Consider the following 19,835-nt stretch of genomic DNA (forward strand, 5'->3'; position numbering starts at 1 on the left):
CCATGGCGAAGAACATGGCAAGCAATCCCTCGGCTCCTCCCAAACAGCCTGTCGTCAAGCCCCATCGAGACAGCCCCGGCGCGGCTGGCGACGCCGTTGTACTGGAACGACGGCCCCAAAAGGTACAGCCACCGCAGATGTTCCAGGTGGTGATGCTCAACGACGACTACACCCCGATGGAATTCGTGGTCGTGGTCATACAGGAATATTTCAACAAGGACCTGGAAACGGCGACGCAAATCATGCTCAAGATCCATCTGGATGGGCGGGGCGTTTGTGGCGTTTACACCAAGGACGTGGCGGCGACCAAGGTCGACCAAGTGCTGGAGGCGGCCCGCAAGGCGGGACATCCGCTCCAGTGCGTGGCTGAACCCGTGGAATGAAAGAGTAGGTTTCTTTTTCTGTTTCTATTTCTCGCCATTTCTTCCGCCCTGTGGCTTGGATGGCTTTTGGAATCGGATTAAAGTAGGCCGCAGATCAACGAGTGGCCCGGTTGGCGCGATACCGGGTCCGGCAAGGCAAAGGAAATCACATGATTGCCCAGGAACTGGAAGTCAGCTTGCACATGGCGTTTGTCGAGGCTCGGCAACAACGCCATGAATTCATCACCGTGGAGCATCTGCTTCTGGCCTTGCTGGACAATCCCAGCGCGGCCGAGGTATTGCGTGCCTGCGCGGCCAACATCGATGACCTGCGCAAGAGCCTGACGAACTTCATCAAGGACAACACCCCGCAAGTCGCGGGCACCGAGGAAGTGGACACCCAGCCCACGCTCGGTTTTCAGCGCGTCATCCAGCGCGCCATCATGCATGTGCAGAGCACCGGCAGTGGCAAGAAGGAAGTCACCGGCGCCAATGTGTTGGTCGCGATCTTCGGCGAGAAGGATTCGCACGCAGTCTATTACCTGCATCAGCAGGGCGTGACGCGCCTGGACGTGGTGAATTTCATCGCCCACGGCATCAAGAAGAGCGACCCGCCGGAGGCCAGCAAGGCCAGCGACAACGCGGGTGAAGCGGAGGAAAACTCCACCGCAGAGAAAGGTGAGGGCAAGGCTTCGCCGCTGGAGCAGTTCACGGTCAACCTGAACCAGCAGGCCAAGGACGGCAAGATTGATCCGCTGATCGGCCGCGAGTTCGAGGTCGAACGCGTCATCCAGATTCTCTGTCGCCGTCGCAAGAACAACCCCCTGCTCGTGGGCGAGGCCGGCGTGGGCAAGACGGCCATTGCCGAGGGCCTGGCCTGGCGCATCGTGCAGAACGACGTGCCCGAAATCCTGGCCGAAGCCAATGTCTATTCGCTGGACATGGGCGCGCTGCTCGCGGGCACCAAGTACCGGGGTGATTTCGAGCAGCGCCTCAAGGGCGTGCTCAAGTCGCTCAAGGACAAACCCAACGCCGTTCTGTTCATCGACGAAATCCACACGCTGATTGGCGCGGGCGCGGCCAGCGGCGGCACGCTGGACGCGAGCAATCTGCTCAAGCCGGCTCTGTCCAGCGGCCAGCTCAAGTGCATCGGGGCGACGACATTCACTGAATACCGTGGCATCTTCGAGAAGGACGCCGCTCTGTCCCGCCGCTTCCAGAAGGTGGACGTGGTGGAGCCCAGCGTGCAGGAAACCATCGAAATCCTCAAGGGCTTGAAGTCCCGTTTCGAGGAGCACCACAACGTCAAGTACGCCAATGCCGCCCTGCAAGCGGCGGCGGAATTGAGCGCCAAGTACATCAACGACCGCCATCTGCCCGACAAGGCCATCGACGTGATCGACGAGGCTGGCGCGGCGCAGCGCATCCTGCCGCCGTCCAAGCGCAAGAAGACCATCAGCAAGAGCGAAGTCGAGGAAATCGTCGCCAAGATCGCCCGCATTCCGCCTGCGAACGTCAGCAACGACGACCGCGGTAAGCTGCAGACCATCGAGCGTGATCTGAAGAGTGTGGTTTTCGGCCAAGACAAGGCGCTGGAGGCCCTGGCTTCCGCCGTCAAGATGGCGCGCTCGGGCCTGGGCAAGCCGGACAAGCCGATTGGTGCCTTCCTGTTCAGTGGCCCCACTGGCGTGGGCAAGACGGAAGCGGCCAAGCAACTGGCCTACATCCTGGGCATCGAGCTGACCCGCTTCGACATGTCCGAGTACATGGAGCGCCATGCGGTGAGCCGTCTGATCGGTGCGCCTCCTGGGTACGTAGGTTTCGACCAGGGCGGTCTGCTGACCGAGGCCGTGACCAAGAAGCCGCATTGCGTGCTGTTGCTCGACGAAATCGAAAAAGCGCATCCGGACATCTTCAACGTGCTGCTGCAGGTCATGGACCACGGCACGCTGACGGACAACAATGGGCGCAAGGCCGATTTCCGCAACGTCATCATCGTCATGACCACCAATGCGGGCGCCGAGACGATGAACAAGGCCACCATCGGTTTCACGAATCCGCGTCAGGCCGGGGATGAGATGGGTGACATCAAACGCCTGTTCACGCCCGAGTTCCGCAACCGTCTGGACGCCATCGTGAGCTTCAAGCCGCTGGACGAGCAGATCATCCTGCGCGTGGTGGATAAGTTCCTGCTGCAGCTGGAAACGCAACTTGCGGAGAAGAAGGTCGAAGTCACCTTCACCGACGCGTTGCGTCAGCATCTGGCCAAGAAGGGCTTTGACCCGCTGATGGGTGCGCGCCCGATGCAGCGCCTGATCCAAGACACCATCCGTCGTGCGCTGGCGGACGAGTTGCTTTTTGGCCGACTGGTCGATGGCGGCCGCCTTGCGGTGGATGTGGAGGTGGTGAAGGACGAGAAGGGCGAGGACAAGACCGAGGTCAAGCTCGACATCCAGCCCTTGCCGAAGAAGGAAGGCAAAGCCAAGCCCGAAGAAGCCACGGCAACCGACTGATCAAGTGCCTTGTTTTGCGCCTACCGATCGGTAGGCGCAATGAAAAAGGCCGCTGCAGATGCAGCGGCCTTTTTTTATCTGGTGCCCAGAAGAGGACTCGAACCTCCACGCCGTTAAGCGCTAGTACCTGAAACTAGTGCGTCTACCAATTCCGCCATCTGGGCCTTGCGTCTGGACTGAATATCCAAACTTCAGGAAGCACGCATTATAGATGTACGCGCTGCCTTTTCCTGTTGTTGCCCTTAGAAAAAAGCCGCAGCATGTGGTGTTGCGGCTCTTCAGCTTGAAGTGTTTGTGAAGCAGAACGGGGTTTGACCGCGTTTTGCCTCTAAACTTGGTGCCCAGAAGAGGACTCGAACCTCCACGCCGTTAAGCGCTAGTACCTGAAACTAGTGCGTCTACCAATTCCGCCATCTGGGCATCTCAGGCAAGACCAAGATTGTATAACAAGAAAATCAGCCCTTCCGGTTCCCCGCATGCGACAGCGGCCCTGCTCGAGGAAATCGAGGGCACGGTCAGCGGCCACCGGGACGGGCACGGCTTCGTGGTCCGCGACGACGGAGACGCGGACATTTATCTGTCGCCGAGCGAAATGCGGGCGGTGCTGCACAAGGACCGCGTCAAGGCGCGGGTCGTGCGCCATGACCGCAAGGGCCGTCCCGAAGGGCGTGTCGTCGAGATCATCGAGCGGTCCAACCAGGCCATCATTGGCCGTCTGCTGCAGGAAAACGGTGTCTGGCTGGTCGCCCCCGAGGACAAGCGTTATGGGCAGGACATCCTGATTCCCCGGGGCGCGACGGGGCAAGCCCGGGTTGGCCAGGTCGTGGTGGTTGAACTGACCGAGCCGCCGGCCTTGTACGGACAGCCCGTGGGGCGCGTGAAGGAGGTTCTGGGCGAGGTGGACGATCCCGGCATGGAGATCGAAATCGCGGTGCGCAAATACAGCGTGCCGCATGAATTTTCTGAGGCCTGCATTGCGCAGGCGCGTGGCCTGCCGGACAAGGTCCGCCCGCAGGACCGGAAAAATCGGGTGGACCTGACGGACGTGCCCTTGGTCACCATCGATGGCGAGGACGCGCGCGACTTCGATGACGCGGTCTACTGCGAACCGGTCACGCTGGGGCGGGGCAAGAGCGCGAGCAAGGGCTGGCGTCTGCTGGTCGCGATCGCCGACGTCAGTCATTACGTGGAAACGGGGGCGCCGATCGACGTGGACGCTTACGAGCGCGCCACCAGCGTGTATTTCCCGCGTCGCGTGATTCCCATGCTGCCGGAGAAGCTCTCCAACGGACTGTGTTCCCTCAATCCGGATGTGGACCGCCTCTGCATGGTTTGCGACATGCTGATCCGAGGCGTGGGCGACGACCAGGGCGAGATCGTCGCCTACCAGTTCTACCCCGCCGTGATGCACAGCCATGCGCGCTTCACCTACACCGAGGTGGCCGCCATCCTGGCCAACACCCGTGGCGCGGAGGCGGCGCGGCGCAAGGAACGCGTGGGCGATCTGCTGCATCTCCACGAGGTGTACCGCGCCCTGCTGGCGGCACGGTCTCGGCGTGGCGCGGTGGATTTCGAGACCACCGAGACCCAGATCGTTTGCGACGAAAGCGGGCGCATCGAGAAGATCGTGCCGCGCGTGCGCAACGAGGCCCATCGCCTGATCGAGGAAGCCATGTTGGCGGCCAATGTCTGCAGCGCCGATTTCATCGGCCAGAGCAAGCACAGTGGTCTGTTCCGCGTGCACGAAGGGCCGACCCCCGAGAAAAACGAGATCTTGCGCAACTACCTCAAGGCCATGGGCGTGAGCCTGACCATTGGCGAAGACCCCAAACCCGCCGAGTTCCAGCGCATCGCCGAGGCGGTGAAAGACCGGCCCGACGCGCAGCAGATCCACACCATGTTGCTGCGTTCCATGCAGCAGGCCATCTACACACCCTACAACAGTGGGCACTTCGGCCTCGCCTACGAGGCTTACACGCACTTCACCAGCCCCATCCGCCGTTATCCGGACCTGCTGGTGCACCGTGTGATCAAGGCCATCCTGGCCAAGACGCGGTACCACCTGCCCGTTTTGCCCACCCCGGGTGAAGCGCATGCCAAGCTTGCCCGACGCCTGGAAAAGAACGAGGCAGCCCGCAAGTCCACCAGATCCACGGGGGAGAAGGCCAGGAAAGCCAGTGCCGAGCTGTTGGCCTGGCAGGCAGCGGGGCTGCACTGCAGCGCCAATGAGCGCCGCGCCGATGAGGCCAGCCGCGACGTGGAAGCCTGGCTCAAGTGCAAGTACATGCGCGAGCACCTGGGCGAGGAGTTTTATGGCGTGGTCAGCGCCGCGACCAGCTTCGGCATCTTCGTCACGCTGGACGCCATGTACGTTGAAGGCTTGGTGCACATCACCGAACTGGGCGGTGAATATTTCCGTTTCGACGAGACGCGGCAGGAGTTGCGGGGCGAACGCACCGGCATTCGTTACGCCATTGGCACGCGCGTGCGGGTGCAGGTCAGTCGCGTCGATCTGGATGGCCGGCGCATCGATTTCCGCCTCGTGAAGGGTGACGAACTGGGCTTGCCGCGTGAGTCTGTCCGCGAGGGACGGGAGCATCGGGAGACCGTCACCCCCAGGACGGATGCAGGCAGTGAGGAGGGCGGCGCGGCCAGGAAAACCGGACGCATGGCCGCAGGCGCCAAGAAGACCAGCAGCGCCAAGACGCCCACCCGCAAGACCAGTCCCAAGCGCGAGGCGCTGGCCCTGCTGAGTCCGATTCAGGCGCTCAAGGCCTCCGTCAAGTCCGCCGTCAAAAAGGCAGCAGCCAAGACCAAGGCGCGCAAGACCAAGCGTTGAATCAACGCGAGGCTGCCCGGCTGGCCGCACTGGCGCTCCGAGGCGGCCACGTCGCTTTGCAAGGGCAAGGGCTCAGCTGCTCAAGGCACGGGCCAGCGCGCCAGCGGTCAATGCTTCCCCGGGGGTCCAGGTGTCGGCAGCCCAGCCGTGCTCATGCACGGCTGTGCAAGCCGCCTCCAGGGCCGAGTGACCTTGCCCCATCCGCGCGCCGATCAGACCGGCCAGCACGTCCCCTGTGCCGGCGGTGGCCAGTCGCGCATTGCCTGTCGTATTGATGCAAGGCAGCGCATCCGGCGCGGTGATGACCGTACCTGAACCCTTGAGCACCACGGTGCAGGCAAACCGTTCAGCCAGTGCCTGTGCGGCACTCAACCTGTCTCGCTGCACGCCCTGCGCGTCGGAATTCAGCAATCTGGCGGCCTCCAGGGGGTGCGGCGTCAACACTGTTTCCCGATCGCCGTGACCGCCGTTACGCCGGCTGCGGCCCTGCAGCAGCATCTGCAGCGCCGTGTCCGCCGCGATCGCGTTCAAGGCGTCGGCGTCCAACACCAGGCGCGGTGCTTGTCGCAGCAGTTCGGGCAGCACGCCGGTCACGGCCTCGCCGCCCCCGCAGCCGCAGACCACGCTCAACCTGGCCAGGGCATCCAGCAGCGTTTCAGGGTGTCGCAGCATCAGCTCTGGCTGGGTCGTGTCCAGCAGGGGCGCTTCGGGGTCCAGCAGCCCCACGTACACCCGGCCGGCGCCGCCGTGCAAGGCGGCCCGTGCAGCCAGCAGGGCCGCGCCACCCATGCCCGGCGCGCCGCCGATCACCGCGACATCGCCATAACTGCCTTTGTGGCTGGCATGCCGGCGCGCTTGCACCCCGGGGGTCGGGGTGAGTCGTGCCTGCGGGCTGTCGGCAGGGGATGGTGTGATACCCAGGTCCTCGAACCAGAGAGTGCCGACCGCATCCCGTCCCGCGGCGGTGAACAGCCCGGGCTTGAGCGTGAGCAGGGCGAGCGTATGGCTGGCCTGCACATGGGCGCCGGGCGCGTCGCCCGTGTCGGCATGCAGGCCCGAGGGCAGGTCCACGGACAGCACCGGGATGCCCCGGGCACGCAGCCGGTTGAGGTGGGTGATGTGCTCGGCCATCTGCCCTTCGGGCGCTCGGCTGACACCCAATCCCAGCACAGCGTCGATCGCGCAGTCGCACTCTTCAGGCGGGGCGCTGGTGAAGACGACGTTGGCGGCGCGTGCCCAGTCCAAGGCCACCCTGGCGTCCGCGGGCAAGCTGGCGCCATGGCCCAGCCAGGTGACCATGGGGGTCTTGCCGAGCTGCAGCAAATGGGTGGCGGCTTCCAAGCCGTCACCGCCGTTGTTGCCCGGGCCGCAGGCGATCCAGTAGCGCTGGGCATGCGGCGCGATGGCCAGCGCCAGCCGCGCCACGGCCTGGCCAGCGCGCTGCATCAAGGCATGCGCGGGCAGGCTGGTCATGGCCGCCTGCTCGATCCGCCGAGTCGCGGCCGTGCTGTGTAGTGCGTGGGCGATGCCCGGGACGATGGCGTGCATCTGCTGGACCCCAAGCCTTCAGAACTCGTACACCTGACCTTCGACGGCCAGGCGGATGTCCAGCCCGTCGGCGTAGGGGTGGCTGGCCAACGCCTGGCGGAAGACGGTTTCCAGCGCGTCGTCGCTGCGAGTCGGTTCATGGTGAGTGCAATACAGCACCTTGGCACCAGCGCGCGTGGCGTAGTCAAAGCTGCTGGCGTAGGTGCCGTGTCCCCAACCGATCTTGGACGGGTACTCGGCGGCGGTATAGGACGTGTCGGTGATCAGCACGTCCACGCCTTGCATGCCGCGCAGGATGGCGGCGTCCTTCTCCTCGATGTGGTGCTGGTACTCCGCGTATTCCGGGTCGCTGGGACGGTAGATGTTGTAGGGCGGCTCGTGGTCGCCGGTGAAGAAGACGGACTTGCCACCGGCGTCGATCCGGTAGCCGTAGTTGATGACCGGGTGGTTCAGCAGGCAGGGCGTGATGGTGGCGTTACCGACGCGCACACTCTCGTCGGGTGTCAGTGTGACGTACTCGACGCGGCCGCGCAACTCGGCCTCGCGCACCGGAAAATAGCTGTACTGCAGTTGCACGGCCATGACCTGCTCCACCCCCTGACCGCTGACCGGGTCGTAGGCGCCGTGCAGGCGCAGCACATTGCCCGGAACGAAATTGGGGATGAAGAAGGGCAGGCCTTGGATGTGATCCCAGTGTGAGTGCGTGATGAAGATGTTGGCATGGACGGGTTGCCGCGCCATCAACGATTGAGAGAGCGGAAAGATGCCGGTGCCCGCGTCCAGGATGATGATGTCGTCCTCGTCGGTGCGCACTTCGATGCAGGTGGTGTTGCCGCCATAACGCACGGTCTGCGGGCCAGGTGAGGCGATGGAGCCGCGCACGCCCCAGAACTTGATTTTCATGCCGACTTCCTCGCGCCGAGCGCTGTTGCCTGGACCTTCACGTTTCGAGTCTTGCGAAGAACCTGGCCTCATCGACCAGGGGTTTCAAATCGCCCAGTTGGGTGATCACGGCGTCCAGATCGCCGCCCAGGCGATCCTGCATGGCCGTGGTCAGAGGCTCAACGTAACGATTGCCCGCGAACCCCAGCTGCAGCTTCTTGCTGATCTGGTTGGCGGCGAAGACGCAGGCGATCATGGGTGTGTCCTTGACCTGGGGACCATGCATGTTCTGGATGGTCTCCACCAGGGGCCAAGCGAAGCGCCAGCGTTCCAGCAGCAGGGCTCCAGTGACGGTGTGGTCGGCGCCCAGGGTCTGGTGCAAGGCCTCGTGCAAGGGCATGTGCAATTGCTTGCTTGTTTCCAGGGCCAGGCGGAATTCGTCAGGCATGTGTTGGGCGTAGACCACCTTGCCGAAATCGTGGAGCAGGCCCGCGATGAAGCATTCCAGCGGATCGGCCTCGGGGTGCTTCATGCGGTTGGCCAGCTCGCGTGCCAAGCAGGCCGTGGTCAGCGAATGCAACAGGTACTGTTGCATGTCCAGCCCGGCGGCGGTGTGGCGCGGCAACACTCCGATGGCCGCGATGCCCAGCGCCAGGTGCTTGATGGTGTTGAAACCCAGCAGCACCACGGCATGGTTGATGGAAGCGACCTGCTTGGGCAGGTTGAACTGCGCCGCGTTGACCACCTTCAGGATCTTGAGGGTGACGACCGGGTCTTTGTCGATGACCTGCACCAGATCCTTGGGCGTGCAGTTCGGGTCGCGGGTCAGATCCAGGATGGACTGCACGCTTTTCGGAAAAGCCGGCATTTTGTCGATGGCTGCCGTCAGCCTTCGGGTCAACTCGGGACTGAGTGTTTGCATGTTCGGCGTGCGCGTGGCTGGTTGATCCAGCTTCCCAGAATCCCGCGCCGCCGTCAATCTCAGCCGTGTGCAGTATTTCAGCGTTTCAGCCGCGTTATGCCCAGTTCCTTCAGCGCGATCGCGCCGGTCTGGCCTTGGATTTCGTCTGCCAGCACACGCGCCGCGCCACAACTGACGGTCCAACCCAGTGCGCCATGCGCGCAATTGAGCCAGAGTCCGGGGATCGTGGTCGCTCCGAGCAGGGGTGCGTTGTCGGGCAGCATCACTTGGGCGCCGCGCCAAGTCTGAACATTGCCCGAGAGCAGGGCCGCGCCTGGAAACCAGTCGTGCAGCACCGTGTAGAGCTTTTGCACGAGTTTGGGGTTTTGCTGATCGGGGGGCCCACCGAGTTCAACCGTGCCGCCACCGACCCGGATGCGTTGCCCCATGCGCGTGAGCGTGATGTTGTGGCGCAGATCTATGACGGCGCTGCGGGGCGCATGTTGCGGTTCGCGCACCTGGGCACTGATGGCATAACTGTGCGTGGTGACCAGCGGCAGTTTGAAACCCAGAGGCCGCAGCAGGGGCTTGAGCAATCGGCCCGCGCCCGCGCCCGCACACATCACCACCGCGTCAAAGCGGCGGGCTTGGGCCTCGCCGACCAGCTGTACTTGCATGTTGGCAAGCAGCCGTGCCGGCAGATGCGTGAGGTTGGCCCCGGCGGCGGGCAAGAGCTGTTGGACCTCCGCGCCGAAGACGAATTGGGCGCCGCGTGCCTGTGCCTGTGCCTTGAGCATCTGCGCGAACTGGCGGCAATTGCCGGCCTCGTCGTTCGGCAGAACGATGGCAGCGTGAAACGCGGTCTCTTGGTTCAGCGCGGGTTCGACGGATCGCGCCTGTTCCGGGCTGAGCTCCTGAAACGGAATGCCGAGATCCCGAAGCAACTGCAACCCAGGCTGCAGTGCCGCCTGCTCGCGGGCGCTGCGTACCAGCATCAGCACGCCCAGCGTGCGCTCGAAGTCCAGTTCCAGATCGGCCACCAAGGTGTGCAGGCGTTCGTGGCTGTAGCGCGCAAGTTCACGCAGTGCACTCATGCGCCGCGCAACCGTGCCCGAACTCAGCAGCGCACGCTTCCAGCGCCAAGCCCGTTCACCCAAGGACATGGGGCGGCTGCGGTGCAGTGGCGCCAGGGTGTCGAGCTGCTGACGACGGGCGCGCCGCGGCATGGCCGGATCGGCCCAGGGGATGAGGCTGGAAGGCGCGATGAGCCCGCTGTTGGCGAAACTGCCTTCCTCCGCGACGGCGAGGCGACGGTCAAAGACCGTGACTTGATGACCGTCCTGGACCAATTCCCAGGCGGTGGTGACGCCGGCGATGCCGGCGCCGATGACTGCGATTTCCATGAAGGGGGAAGGGTACCCGCCGTGAGCGGGCAATCTGCGGAAAAGTGAAGAGGGACGGATTATGGCCGCGCGCGTTGGCGAGGGTGTTTTTGAGGGGCGGTTCGTGGCCGATTCGGACTCGGCAAATCAGGCATCACAGCAAGGATTCCAATTGCAAGGCGAGGTTGAGCAGACTGTCGTCGTGTAGGGCGCCATGCCAGAGCATCAGTCCCACGGGCGCCTCGCCTTGTGTCTGGCAGGGCAGGGTGATGGCGCAGCCGTCCAGCATGTTCACCACGCTGGGATTGCGCAGCAACAGGGCGTTGACGCGGAAGAATGCATCGTCCCTTTGCGCGCCAGGCGCGACTTGAGCGATGGGGGGCGCCAGCATGGGCACCGTCGGCGACAACAGGGCGTCGTAATCGGTGATGGCGCGTGTCATGCGTGTGATCCAGTCATGCCGCGCCTGGATCAGCTCGATGTACTGCCAAGCGCTCATGCTGGCGCCGCGTTCGATCCGCAGCTTCACCCGCGGATCGTAGGCGTCCCCGTGGTCATGCAACAGTTTGCGGTGCCAGGCATGGCTTTCGGCTGCTGAAAATCCTCCCGTGGCATTGATGCCTGCCAGTTCATTCAGCTCGGGCAGCGCGATTTCCTCGATCCGCGCACCCCGGTCGCGCAGGGTGCGCAGCGCATGGTCGAAAGCCTGGGCCACGGGCGCTTCCAGCACATCCAACATCAAGGTGCGAGGCACGGCGAAGCGGCAGTCTTTGAGCGGCTTGGGGTGTCGCGGCACGGTCCGTGCCGAGAGGATTTCATGCGCGAGGATGGCGTCGCGCACGCTGCGCGTGATGGCGCAGGCCGTGTCCAGCGTGGTCGATAGCGGCAAGGCGCCCTCGGTGGGCACGAGTCGCGCCGTGTTCTTGAACCCCACCAGGCCCTGCAGCGCCGCAGGAATGCGGATCGAACCACCGGTGTCCGAGCCCAAGCCGATGAAGGCCGCGCCCGTGGCGACCGAAACGGCGGCCCCGCTGGACGAGCCTCCTGGAATGCGCGGCTGGTCCAGGTAGGCCGGGTTGGCGGGGGTGCCATGATGCGGGTTGATGCCCACGCCGGAGAAGGCGAACTCGCTCATGTTCGTGCGCCCGATGAAGGCGGCGCCTGCGGCCCGCAGGCGGGCCACCGCGACGCTGTCTTGCGTGGCCGCAGGCGCCTGGTGCAGCACCAGCGAGCCGGCCGTGGTGGTCTGGCCCGCGACGTCAAACAGATCCTTGACCGAGACGGCCAGGCCCGCCAGTGGGCTTCCAGGGCGACTGGTGGAGGCTTGTCGGCGGGTCAGCGCAACATCGGTCTGGATAAAGACCTGCTTGCAGCTCGGGCTGCCCGTCGCCTCGATGGCTAGCTCCATCTGCGCCACCGCGGTGCTGGCGCCCGTGCTCAGCTGTTTGCGCACGACATGCAGGTCCGGTAGGGGGTGGCGCGCGAGATCGTGGGCTTGGTGCTTCGTCATGCTGCGTATCCTAACGAGCACTGGCCCGCATTCGGGCCTGCTATAATTCCAAGGCTTTGCAGAACAGGGCGCGTCATGGTGATCCAAACCAGTGTGTCTTGTGCTTGCCCAAGGGGCAATTCCCTGCGAAGTTAATCGCAAACCGGTCCAACCCAGGTGTCGCGGCAGGTGTTGGCGGGCTCGAAAGCCCGCGTTGATCTGACGCGATCAGGGCCGGGTTTCAGAACCAACCTTCGGAGTTCAATCATGTCCGTGACCATGCGTCAAATGCTGGAAGCCGGTGTCCACTTCGGGCACCAAACCCGCTTCTGGAATCCCAAGATGGCCCCCTTCATCTTCGGCCATCGCAGCAAGATCCACATCATCAACCTGGAAAAATCGCTGCCGATGTTCCAGGAGGCCGCGAAGTTCGCGAAGCAGCTGGCGGCCCGTCGCGGCACCATCCTGTTCGTGGGCACGAAGCGCACTGCTCGTGAAATCGTCGCGGCCGAAGCGCAGCGCGCCGGCGTGCCGTACGTCGACCAGCGTTGGCTGGGCGGCATGCTGACCAACTTCAAGACGGTCAAGACTTCGCTCAAGCGCCTGAAGGACATGAAGGTCCAGCAGGAAGCCGGTCTGGACGCGATGTCGAAGAAGGAGCAACTGATGTTCCAGCGCGAACTCGAGAAGCTGGAAAAGGACATCGGCGGCATTCAGGACATGGCCACGCTGCCGGACGCGATTTTCGTGATCGACGTCGGCTACCACAAGATCGCCGTGGCCGAAGCCAAGAAGCTTGGCATTCCGCTGATCGGTGTGGTGGATTCCAACCACTCGCCCGAAGGCATCGACTACGTGATCCCCGGCAACGACGACTCCTCCAAGGCCGTCACCCTGTACGCCCGCGGCATCGCCGACGCCATCCTCGAAGGCCGCGCCAACGCGGTGGAAGACGTGGTCAAGGCCGTGTCCGCCGAAGGCGACGACGAGTTCGTCGAGGTGGAAAACGCCGCCTGATCGCAGGCCCTGCGCCCCTTTGCCAGGGACGGGAAGAAAGGGGCGTCTAGGCCCCTTTTTTTTAGCCCGGGATTGAATTGAACCAAACGAATTGAAGACGGAGTAAACAAATGGCTGCAATCACCGCAAGCATGGTCGCCGAACTGCGCGCCAAGACCGACGCCCCCATGATGGAATGCAAGAAGGCGCTGACCGAGGCCGATGGCGACATGGCCAAGGCCGAGGAAGTGCTGCGTGTCAAGCTGGGCACCAAGGCTGGCAAGGCCGCCTCGCGCGTGACCGCCGAAGGCGTGGTCGCTTCCGCCATCGAGGGCGGCGTGGGTTCGCTGATCGAGATCAACTGCGAAACCGACTTCGTGACCAAGAACGACAGTTTTCTGGCCCTGGCGAACGCCGCCGCCCAGCTGATCGTGAAGAACAACCCGGCCGACGTGGCTGCCCTGGGTGCCCTGGCCTACAGCCAGGACGGTTTCGGCCCCACACTGGAAGACGTGCGCAAGGGCCTGATCGGCAAGATCGGCGAGAACATGAGCTTTCGCCGCTTCAAGCGTTTTGCGTCCGGCGCCAAGCTGGCCTCCTACCTTCATGGCACGCGCATCGGCGTGGTCGTGGAGTTTGACGGCGACGAGGTCGCCGCCAAGGATGTGGCCATGCACGTCGCCGCCATGAAGCCGGTGGCCTTGACCTCCGCCGATGTGCCAGCCGCGCTGATCGAAACCGAGCGCCGCGTCGCTTCCGAGAAGGCTGCTGAGTCCGGCAAGCCCGCCGATATCGTGGCCAAGATGGTCGAGGGCTCGGTGCAGAAGTACCTGAAGGAGGTTTCGCTGTTCGACCAAGTCTTCGTGAAGGCTGCGGATGGCAAGCAAACTGTCGGCGCCTACGTCAAGAGCAAGAACACCAGCATCAAGGGTTTCACGCTCTACGTGGTGGGCGAAGGCATCGAGAAGAAAGTGGACGATTTCGCCGCTGAAGTGGCTGCCCAGGTGGCCGCCGCCAAGCAGGCTTGATGCACCTGTGACCCAGTGCCATCTGCCGCCGCGCTAAGGGCCCGGCAGCGGATGGCAGCCGGTTGAAATCCGGTAAATTCCTGTTCGCTCCCGCCTCTTTTCCTTTTTGGAGACTCGCATGTCCACCCCGCAGCCGGCCCACAAGCGCATCCTGCTCAAGCTGTCCGGTGAGGCCCTGATGGGGGACGATGCCTTCGGCATCAACCATGCCACCATCGTGCGCATGGTCGAGGAGGTGGCCGAGGTCACGCGCATGGGCGTGGAGGTCGCCGTAGTGATCGGTGGAGGCAACATTTTCCGCGGTGTCGCTGGCGGCTCGGTCGGCATGGACCGGGCCACCGCCGATTACATGGGCATGTTGGCGACCGTGATGAACGCGTTGGCCCTTGCCGATACCATGAACAAGGCTGGCCTGACGGCCCGCGTGATGTCCGCGATCGGCATCGAGCAGGTGGTGGAGCCCTATGTGCGACCCAAGGCCCTGCAGTACCTCGAGGAAGGCAAGGTCGTGATCTTCGCGGCTGGCACGGGCAATCCCTTCTTCACGACCGACACGGCGGCGGCCTTGCGGGGTGCGGAGATTGGCGCCGAGGTGGTGCTCAAGGCCACCAAGGTCGATGGCGTCTATACCGCCGACCCCAACAAAGACAAAAGCGCAACGCGCTACAGTCGCCTGTCCTTCGACGAGGCCATCCAACGCAATCTGGGCATCATGGACGCGACGGCCTTTGCCCTCTGCCGTGACCAGAAGTTGCCGATCAAGGTGTTCTCGATCTTCAAGCATGGCGCGCTCAAGCGCGTGGTGCTGGGCGAGGACGAAGGCACCTTGGTCAGTGTTTGAGACCGACGTCGCCAGTCGACCCTTCGCCCCTTTCCCCGTTCCGATTTTTCGCCTGTTCGTGCAGGAGCCCCACATGACCACGATCGCAGACATCAAGAAAAACGTCGAAAGCAAGATGGACCAGTCCATCGAAGCACTCAAGAACAACCTGTCCAAGATCCGTACTGGCCGCGCCAACCCCGCGCTGCTGGACGCCGTGCAGGTGGAGTACTACGGCTCCATGGTGCCGCTGAGCCAGGTGGCCAACGTGGCCCTGCTGGACGCGCGCACCATCAGCGTTCAACCCTGGGAAAAGGGCATGGGCGCCAAGATCGAAAAAGCCATCCGTGAGAGTGACCTGGGTCTGAACCCAGCGTCCATGGGCGACCTGATCCGCGTGCCCATGCCGCCGATGAGCGAGGAGCGTCGCAAGGAGATGACCAAGCTCGTGCGCAACGAAGGCGAAGCCGCCAAGATCGCCGTGCGCAACCTGCGTCGTGACGCCAACGAGGCTGTCAAGAAGTTGGTCAAGGACAAGACGGCTTCCGAGGACGACCAGAAACGTGCCGAGGCCGACATTCAGAAGTTCACGGACAAGCATGTCGCCACCATCGATCAACTGGTCGCGGCCAAGGAACAAGAGGTGATGGCCGTCTGATCGGCGGTTGTCCCCTGTTTCTGCATCACACGCGCATGAAGGCCAACCCGACCTCAGACCCGTCCCGTGTCGTGCCCGCGCACATCGCCATCGTCATGGATGGCAACGGACGCTGGGCCACTCGGCGGCTGCTGCCCCGCCTGGCAGGGCACCGCCAGGGCATGGAAAGCCTGCGCCGCTGCATGCGGGCCTGCCTGGAACGCGGTGTGGCCGTGCTCACGGTATTCGCCTTTTCCTCCGAGAACTGGAACCGGCCGACCGAAGAGGTGTCTGGCCTGATGGAGTTGCTGGCGGGCGCCTTGGCCAAGGAGGTGCCACAGATGCATGCCGATGGCGTGCGCGTGTACTTCGTGGGCGAGCGTGAAACCCTCTCGGAAAAGGTGCGTGCCGGGCTGACGGCGGCCGAGCAGGCGACGGCCGGCAATGACCGTCTGGTGCTCAATGTCTGCTTCAACTATGGCGGCCGCTGGGATCTGGTCCAGGCGGCAGCCAAGCTCGCGCAGGCCCAGGTCGACATCACCGAGGCTTCGCTGGCCGGTGCCCTCGCGCTGTCGCATGTGCCTGATCCTGATCTGCTGATCCGCACCGGCGGTGAGCTGCGGCTTTCCAATTTCCTGCTCTGGCAGGCGGCGTACGCCGAGCTGTATTTCAGCGAGATGCTTTGGCCCGACTTTGACGAAGCGGAGTTGGATCGCGCCCTGGCCGCGTACTCGAAACGCGAGCGACGGTATGGACGCGTGCCGGTGCAGCCGTCGTCACCTACGGCGTCTGGTCCGCGACCGACCCAGGCGGCTTGAAGCGCTGGGCGTGATGCAATCCCCCCGAACTCTGTCGGAGTCGGCAACATAGCAGTCAGGAGATTCGGACCCATGCTCAAGCAACGCGTCATCACCGCCATCGTCCTTCTGGCCCTGCTGCTGCCGGCGTTATTCCATCCTGACACCACCTATTGGCGCCTGGCGGCGCTGCTGCTGATCGCCGGTGGCGCCTGGGAATGGGGGCGCTTGAATGACCCGAGGCAAGAACGCATGGGGCGGTTGACCTGGCTTGGTGTCCTGCTTTGCTTGCTCGCTTGTGTGCTCAGCTGGGCCAGGGGCTGGTTGGAGGTGCCACCGATCTGGGCCTGGACCCTGGGTGGCCTGCTTTGGGTGCTGGTGGGCGTGGCCTTGTTGCGCGCGGGGGTGGCACGTTGGGCATCCCTGCCCCGCGCCTTGCGTCTGATCGGTGGTTGGGCCGCGCTGTGGCTGACCTGGCTGGCCGTTGTGCGGGCGCGTGAGTTGGGCATTGCTTTCTTGTTGTCCGTGCTCGTGCTGGTCTGGGTGGCCGACATCGCGGCCTATTTCGCCGGCAAGGCGTTTGGTGGCCGTTTCGTGCGCCAACGACTCGCGCCCAGCATCAGTCCGAACAAAAGCTGGGAAGGGGCCTGGGGCGGCTTACTGGGGGTCTTTGTGCTGTCCCTGGCCTGGCTGGCGCTTGAACGCTCCGGAGTGCTGCCTGGTCCCAGCTTGTACGGCGCGCTGGGTGGATCAAGCGCGGGCGCGGTGGGGCTGGCCCTCGCGCTGATTTTTCTGACGGCGATGAGTATCGTCGGTGATCTGGTCGAATCCCTGGTCAAGCGCAGCGCGGGCATGAAAGACAGCAGTGGCCTGCTGCCCGGCCATGGTGGCGTGCTGGACCGCGTCGACGCACTCCTGCCCACCTTGCCACTGGCCCTGATGCTGCAGAGCCTTGCTCACTGAGCCTCGGCGGCGAATAGAACCTCCTGAATCATGACCAAGCAACGCGTCGCCGTCCTCGGCTCCACCGGGTCCATCGGCGTCAACACGCTCGACGTCCTGGCACGTCATCCTGACCGGTTCGAGGTCTACGCCTTGACCGCCGCCAGCCGGGTGGACGAGATGCTGGCCCAGTGCGCGCGGTTTGCGCCGCGTTATGCCACCATGGCCGATCCGGTGGCTTGTCGGATGTTGGCCGACAGAATCAAGGCGGAGGGTTTGTCCACGCAAGTGCTGAGTGGCGACGAAGCCTTGTGCCAGATTGCCGCGCATGAAGAGGTGGATGTGGTCATGGCTGCCATCGTGGGCGCGGCCGGCCTGGCACCCTGTCTGGCGGCGGCGCGCGCGGGCAAGCGTTTGTTGCTGGCCAACAAGGAGGCCATCGTTGTTGGTGGCGCCTTGTTCATGGACGCGGTGCGCGAGGGCGGGGCGCTTTTGTTGCCTATCGACAGTGAACATTCGGCCATCTTCCAGTGTCTGCCCGAGGACCGCGCGACCTGGTCGCAGCGTGTGGACCATATCCTGCTGACTTCCTCGGGCGGGCCTTTTCGCGAGCGCGACCCGGCCACTTTTTCTGCGGTGACGCCTGAGCAGGCGGTGGCGCATCCCAACTTCGCGATGGGACGCAAGATTTCCGTTGATTCCGCCACCATGATGAACAAGGCGCTGGAGGTGATCGAGGCCAAATGGTTGTTCGATCTTGCACCTGAACAGGTTCGCGTCTTGGTTCACCCGCAGCAGATCGTCCACTCGATGGTGGTGTGTCGCGACAATTCGGTGCTGGCCCAGCTCGGCACACCGGACATGCGAGTACCCATCGCCTACGGCTTGTCTTTTCCAGAGCGGATCGAGTCAGGCGCGGCGGCGCTTGATTTCGCGCGACTCGCCGCGGGTCTGAGTTTCCAGGCGCCCGACCACGCCCGCTATCCGGGCCTCGCGCTGGCTTGGGAGACTTTGCGGGCGCCGGCCGGCTCCACGGCCGTGCTCAATGCGGCCAACGAGGTCGCGGTGGCGGCATTTCTGGACCGGCGCATCCGTTTCGACCAGATCCACGCAGTGAACTTTTCGGTGCTTGACGGCATCACACCCGGATTGTCCGCCACCGCTCCCCCGGCTGCGCTGCAAGACCTATTGGCCCTGGACGCGCAAGCGCGTGCCGTGGCCGAGCAGTGCGTGCGGCGCCTGTCCCTGCAGGCTGCCTGAAGGAATCTATCGTGTTGACGATCGCCGCTTTTGTTCTTGCCCTGAGCTTGCTGATCGCCATCCATGAATACGGTCACTACCGCATGGCGGTGGCCTGTGGCGTGAAGGTACTGCGCTTTTCGATTGGTTTTGGCCCGGTTCTGCTGCGCTGGACCTCGCAAAAATCTGGCACGGAATTCGCGCTCAGCGCCTTGCCGCTCGGTGGCTACGTGAAGATGCTGGACGAGCGTGAAGCGCCTGTGGCCACGCAGGAGCGTCACCGGGCGTTCAATGTCCAACCGCTGCGATCGCGCGTGCTGATCGTCGCGGCGGGGCCGTTGGCCAACCTCGGTCTGGCCGTGCTGCTTTACGCCGTGCTCAATTGGGGCGGTGTGCAGATGGCCGTACCTGTGCTGGGCATGCCGGTGCCGGGCTCGATCGCAGAGCAGGCCGGTGTCGTTGGTGGCGAGCGGGTGTCCCGTGCCGGTTTCGATGCGCCAGACCTCGCACCCGATGACTTGCAATCCGTGCGATCGTTCGAAGACTTGACCTGGCTGCTGAGCCAGGCTGCGCTCGCGGGGCGTGATGTGCGCTTGCTGCTCGACGACGGCACCCAGCTTCGTCTGGGCTTGGCCCAGCTGAATGCGCGTGAGGTCGACGCGGACTTGTTCGAGCGCATCGGGCTGATGGCTCCGCTCAGCAAGCCGGAAATCGGTGATGTGCTGCCTGAGGGGGCGGCCCAGGCCGCAGGCCTGCGCACGGGAGACCTGGTGCTCAGCGTGGACGATCTGCCAGTGCGGGATAGTCGCCAGCTGCGGGAACTGATACGCGCGAGCGCGCCCGATGGGGTGGCCCAGGTTCAGCGCTGGCGCGTTGATCGGGCCGGGCAGTTTCTCGTGTTGGAGGTGCGACCCGATGTGGTCGTGCAGCCAGTAGGAGGCGCAGAGCAGCGCCAGGCTGGGCGGACCGTCGGAAGAATCGGCGCTTACATCGGTGCTCAGCCGGAAATGCTGACGGTGCGCTACGGCCCGCTCGAGGGCCTGTGGCAAGGCGTGGTCAAGACCTGGGACGTGTCGGCCATGACGCTCAAGACCTTGGGGCGCATGGTGATTGGTGAGGCGTCGCTGAAGAATCTAAGCGGCCCCTTGACGATTGCCGATTACGCGGGGCGTTCGGCCAGCCTGGGTTTGTCGGCTTACCTGTTGTTCCTAGCGCTGATCAGTGTGAGCCTGGGCGTGCTCAATCTGCTGCCGCTGCCGCTGCTGGACGGTGGGCACCTCATGTATTATCTCTGGGAGGGCCTGACGGGCCGACCGGTGTCCGAGGCCGGTCAGGCCAGACTCCAGCGTGTCGGTGTCTTCGTGCTGGTGCTCATGATGTCCATTGCCCTGGTCAATGACGTCACCCGTCTATTCGGCTGATAAGCACGGCTTGACTCCAAGAGGCCGACCTCCATCCCC

The 19,835-nt window shown here is 64.0% G+C and carries 16 protein-coding genes and 2 tRNA genes; 11 read left to right on the forward strand and 7 right to left on the reverse strand.

Annotated features, from left to right (window positions below):
* The first annotated feature begins 2 nt into the window (after positions 1-2).
* On the forward strand, positions 3-383 hold the full coding sequence (gene clpS / locus AZ34_RS07715; RefSeq protein WP_035606702.1) for an ATP-dependent Clp protease adapter ClpS: 381 nt from the start codon (positions 3-5) through the stop codon (positions 381-383).
* Positions 384-532: 149 nt separating this feature from the next.
* Entirely contained in the window at positions 533-2,875 is a 2,343-nt protein-coding gene (gene clpA, locus AZ34_RS07720; protein WP_035606705.1) for an ATP-dependent Clp protease ATP-binding subunit ClpA, read from the forward strand.
* Between the two features lie 79 nt (positions 2,876-2,954).
* Here clpA and AZ34_RS07725 read toward each other — a convergent pair.
* Positions 2,955-3,039: transfer RNA gene (locus tag AZ34_RS07725), tRNA-Leu, on the reverse strand.
* A gap of 171 nt (positions 3,040-3,210) precedes the next feature.
* A tRNA-Leu gene (locus AZ34_RS07730) sits at positions 3,211-3,295 on the reverse strand.
* A gap of 19 nt (positions 3,296-3,314) precedes the next feature.
* Here AZ34_RS07730 and rnr point away from each other — a divergent pair.
* Positions 3,315-5,714: a ribonuclease R gene (gene rnr / locus AZ34_RS07735; RefSeq protein ID WP_035606708.1), complete on the forward strand. Its 2,400-nt coding sequence runs from the start codon at positions 3,315-3,317 to the stop codon at positions 5,712-5,714.
* A gap of 72 nt (positions 5,715-5,786) precedes the next feature.
* Here the strand turns inward: rnr and AZ34_RS07740 are convergent, their stop codons facing one another.
* The 5 genes from AZ34_RS07740 to AZ34_RS07760 all read right to left on the reverse strand — a co-directional run bounded on the left by AZ34_RS07740 (position 5,787) and on the right by AZ34_RS07760 (position 11,937).
* The gene (locus AZ34_RS07740) at positions 5,787-7,262 is read right to left on the reverse strand and encodes a bifunctional ADP-dependent NAD(P)H-hydrate dehydratase/NAD(P)H-hydrate epimerase (RefSeq protein WP_035606711.1); all 1,476 of its coding nucleotides are present in this window, start codon (positions 7,260-7,262) and stop codon (positions 5,787-5,789) included.
* Positions 7,263-7,280: 18 nt separating this feature from the next.
* On the reverse strand, positions 7,281-8,165 hold the full coding sequence (locus AZ34_RS07745) for an MBL fold metallo-hydrolase (protein WP_035606714.1): 885 nt from the start codon (positions 8,163-8,165) through the stop codon (positions 7,281-7,283).
* Positions 8,166-8,202: 37 nt separating this feature from the next.
* Entirely contained in the window at positions 8,203-9,066 is an 864-nt protein-coding gene (locus tag AZ34_RS07750; RefSeq protein WP_035606717.1) for an HDOD domain-containing protein, read from the reverse strand.
* A gap of 77 nt (positions 9,067-9,143) precedes the next feature.
* Complete coding sequence (locus AZ34_RS07755) at positions 9,144-10,448, reverse strand: FAD-dependent oxidoreductase (RefSeq protein ID WP_035606720.1); 1,305 nt, start codon at positions 10,446-10,448, stop codon at positions 9,144-9,146.
* A 133-nt stretch (positions 10,449-10,581) separates the two neighbouring features.
* On the reverse strand, positions 10,582-11,937 hold the full coding sequence (locus AZ34_RS07760) for an amidase (RefSeq protein ID WP_051509614.1): 1,356 nt from the start codon (positions 11,935-11,937) through the stop codon (positions 10,582-10,584).
* 246 nt (positions 11,938-12,183) lie between these two features.
* Here AZ34_RS07760 and rpsB point away from each other — a divergent pair, with 246 nt between their 5' ends.
* The 8 genes from rpsB (at position 12,184) to rseP (ending at position 19,796) form a co-directional block, all read left to right on the forward strand.
* Positions 12,184-12,933 carry a 30S ribosomal protein S2 gene (gene rpsB / locus AZ34_RS07765; RefSeq protein ID WP_006298655.1) on the forward strand — a complete coding sequence of 250 codons (750 nt, stop codon included), beginning with the start codon at positions 12,184-12,186 and terminating at the stop codon, positions 12,931-12,933.
* Between the two features lie 110 nt (positions 12,934-13,043).
* Positions 13,044-13,940: a translation elongation factor Ts gene (tsf, locus tag AZ34_RS07770; RefSeq protein WP_035606723.1), complete on the forward strand. Its 897-nt coding sequence runs from the start codon at positions 13,044-13,046 to the stop codon at positions 13,938-13,940.
* Positions 13,941-14,058: 118 nt separating this feature from the next.
* Complete coding sequence (gene pyrH / locus AZ34_RS07775) at positions 14,059-14,781, forward strand: UMP kinase (protein WP_035606725.1); 723 nt, start codon at positions 14,059-14,061, stop codon at positions 14,779-14,781.
* A 73-nt stretch (positions 14,782-14,854) separates the two neighbouring features.
* Positions 14,855-15,418 carry a ribosome recycling factor gene (frr, locus tag AZ34_RS07780; RefSeq protein ID WP_035606730.1) on the forward strand — a complete coding sequence of 188 codons (564 nt, stop codon included), beginning with the start codon at positions 14,855-14,857 and terminating at the stop codon, positions 15,416-15,418.
* A 35-nt stretch (positions 15,419-15,453) separates the two neighbouring features.
* The gene (uppS, locus tag AZ34_RS07785) at positions 15,454-16,215 is read left to right on the forward strand and encodes a polyprenyl diphosphate synthase (RefSeq protein ID WP_035606732.1); all 762 of its coding nucleotides are present in this window, start codon (positions 15,454-15,456) and stop codon (positions 16,213-16,215) included.
* Positions 16,216-16,287: 72 nt separating this feature from the next.
* Positions 16,288-17,157, forward strand: a complete 870-nt coding sequence (locus tag AZ34_RS07790; protein WP_035606735.1) for a phosphatidate cytidylyltransferase — start codon at positions 16,288-16,290, stop codon at positions 17,155-17,157.
* Positions 17,158-17,187: 30 nt separating this feature from the next.
* Positions 17,188-18,396, forward strand: coding sequence for a 1-deoxy-D-xylulose-5-phosphate reductoisomerase (gene ispC, locus AZ34_RS07795; RefSeq protein ID WP_035606738.1), 1,209 nt, complete (start codon positions 17,188-17,190; stop codon positions 18,394-18,396).
* Between the two features lie 8 nt (positions 18,397-18,404).
* Positions 18,405-19,796, forward strand: coding sequence for an RIP metalloprotease RseP (rseP, locus tag AZ34_RS07800; RefSeq protein WP_035611178.1), 1,392 nt, complete (start codon positions 18,405-18,407; stop codon positions 19,794-19,796).
* The last annotated feature ends 39 nt before the right edge of the window (positions 19,797-19,835 follow it).

It is taken from the genome of Hylemonella gracilis str. Niagara R (genome assembly GCF_000600295.1).
In the GTDB taxonomy this organism is placed as follows: Bacteria; Pseudomonadota; Gammaproteobacteria; order Burkholderiales; family Burkholderiaceae_C; genus Hylemonella; species Hylemonella gracilis_A.

What these genes read in the sequence shown, in the direction of transcription:
- AZ34_RS07745 (WP_035606714.1), bottom strand. Translation starts at nt 8,165, where the DNA reads ATGAAAATCAAGTTCTGGGGCGTGCGCGGCTCCATCGCCTCACCTGGC.
- AZ34_RS07790 (WP_035606735.1), top strand. Translation starts at nt 16,288, where the DNA reads ATGCTCAAGCAACGCGTCATCACCGCCATCGTCCTTCTGGCCCTGCTG.
- uppS (WP_035606732.1), top strand. Translation starts at nt 15,454, where the DNA reads ATGAAGGCCAACCCGACCTCAGACCCGTCCCGTGTCGTGCCCGCGCAC.
- pyrH (WP_035606725.1), top strand. Translation starts at nt 14,059, where the DNA reads ATGTCCACCCCGCAGCCGGCCCACAAGCGCATCCTGCTCAAGCTGTCC.
- AZ34_RS07750 (WP_035606717.1), bottom strand. Translation starts at nt 9,066, where the DNA reads ATGCAAACACTCAGTCCCGAGTTGACCCGAAGGCTGACGGCAGCCATC.
- AZ34_RS07755 (WP_035606720.1), bottom strand. Translation starts at nt 10,448, where the DNA reads ATGGAAATCGCAGTCATCGGCGCCGGCATCGCCGGCGTCACCACCGCC.
- clpA (WP_035606705.1), top strand. Translation starts at nt 533, where the DNA reads ATGATTGCCCAGGAACTGGAAGTCAGCTTGCACATGGCGTTTGTCGAG.
- rpsB (WP_006298655.1), top strand. Translation starts at nt 12,184, where the DNA reads ATGTCCGTGACCATGCGTCAAATGCTGGAAGCCGGTGTCCACTTCGGG.
- frr (WP_035606730.1), top strand. Translation starts at nt 14,855, where the DNA reads ATGACCACGATCGCAGACATCAAGAAAAACGTCGAAAGCAAGATGGAC.
- clpS (WP_035606702.1), top strand. Translation starts at nt 3, where the DNA reads ATGGCGAAGAACATGGCAAGCAATCCCTCGGCTCCTCCCAAACAGCCT.
- tsf (WP_035606723.1), top strand. Translation starts at nt 13,044, where the DNA reads ATGGCTGCAATCACCGCAAGCATGGTCGCCGAACTGCGCGCCAAGACC.
- AZ34_RS07760 (WP_051509614.1), bottom strand. Translation starts at nt 11,937, where the DNA reads ATGACGAAGCACCAAGCCCACGATCTCGCGCGCCACCCCCTACCGGAC.
- AZ34_RS07740 (WP_035606711.1), bottom strand. Translation starts at nt 7,262, where the DNA reads ATGCACGCCATCGTCCCGGGCATCGCCCACGCACTACACAGCACGGCC.
- ispC (WP_035606738.1), top strand. Translation starts at nt 17,188, where the DNA reads ATGACCAAGCAACGCGTCGCCGTCCTCGGCTCCACCGGGTCCATCGGC.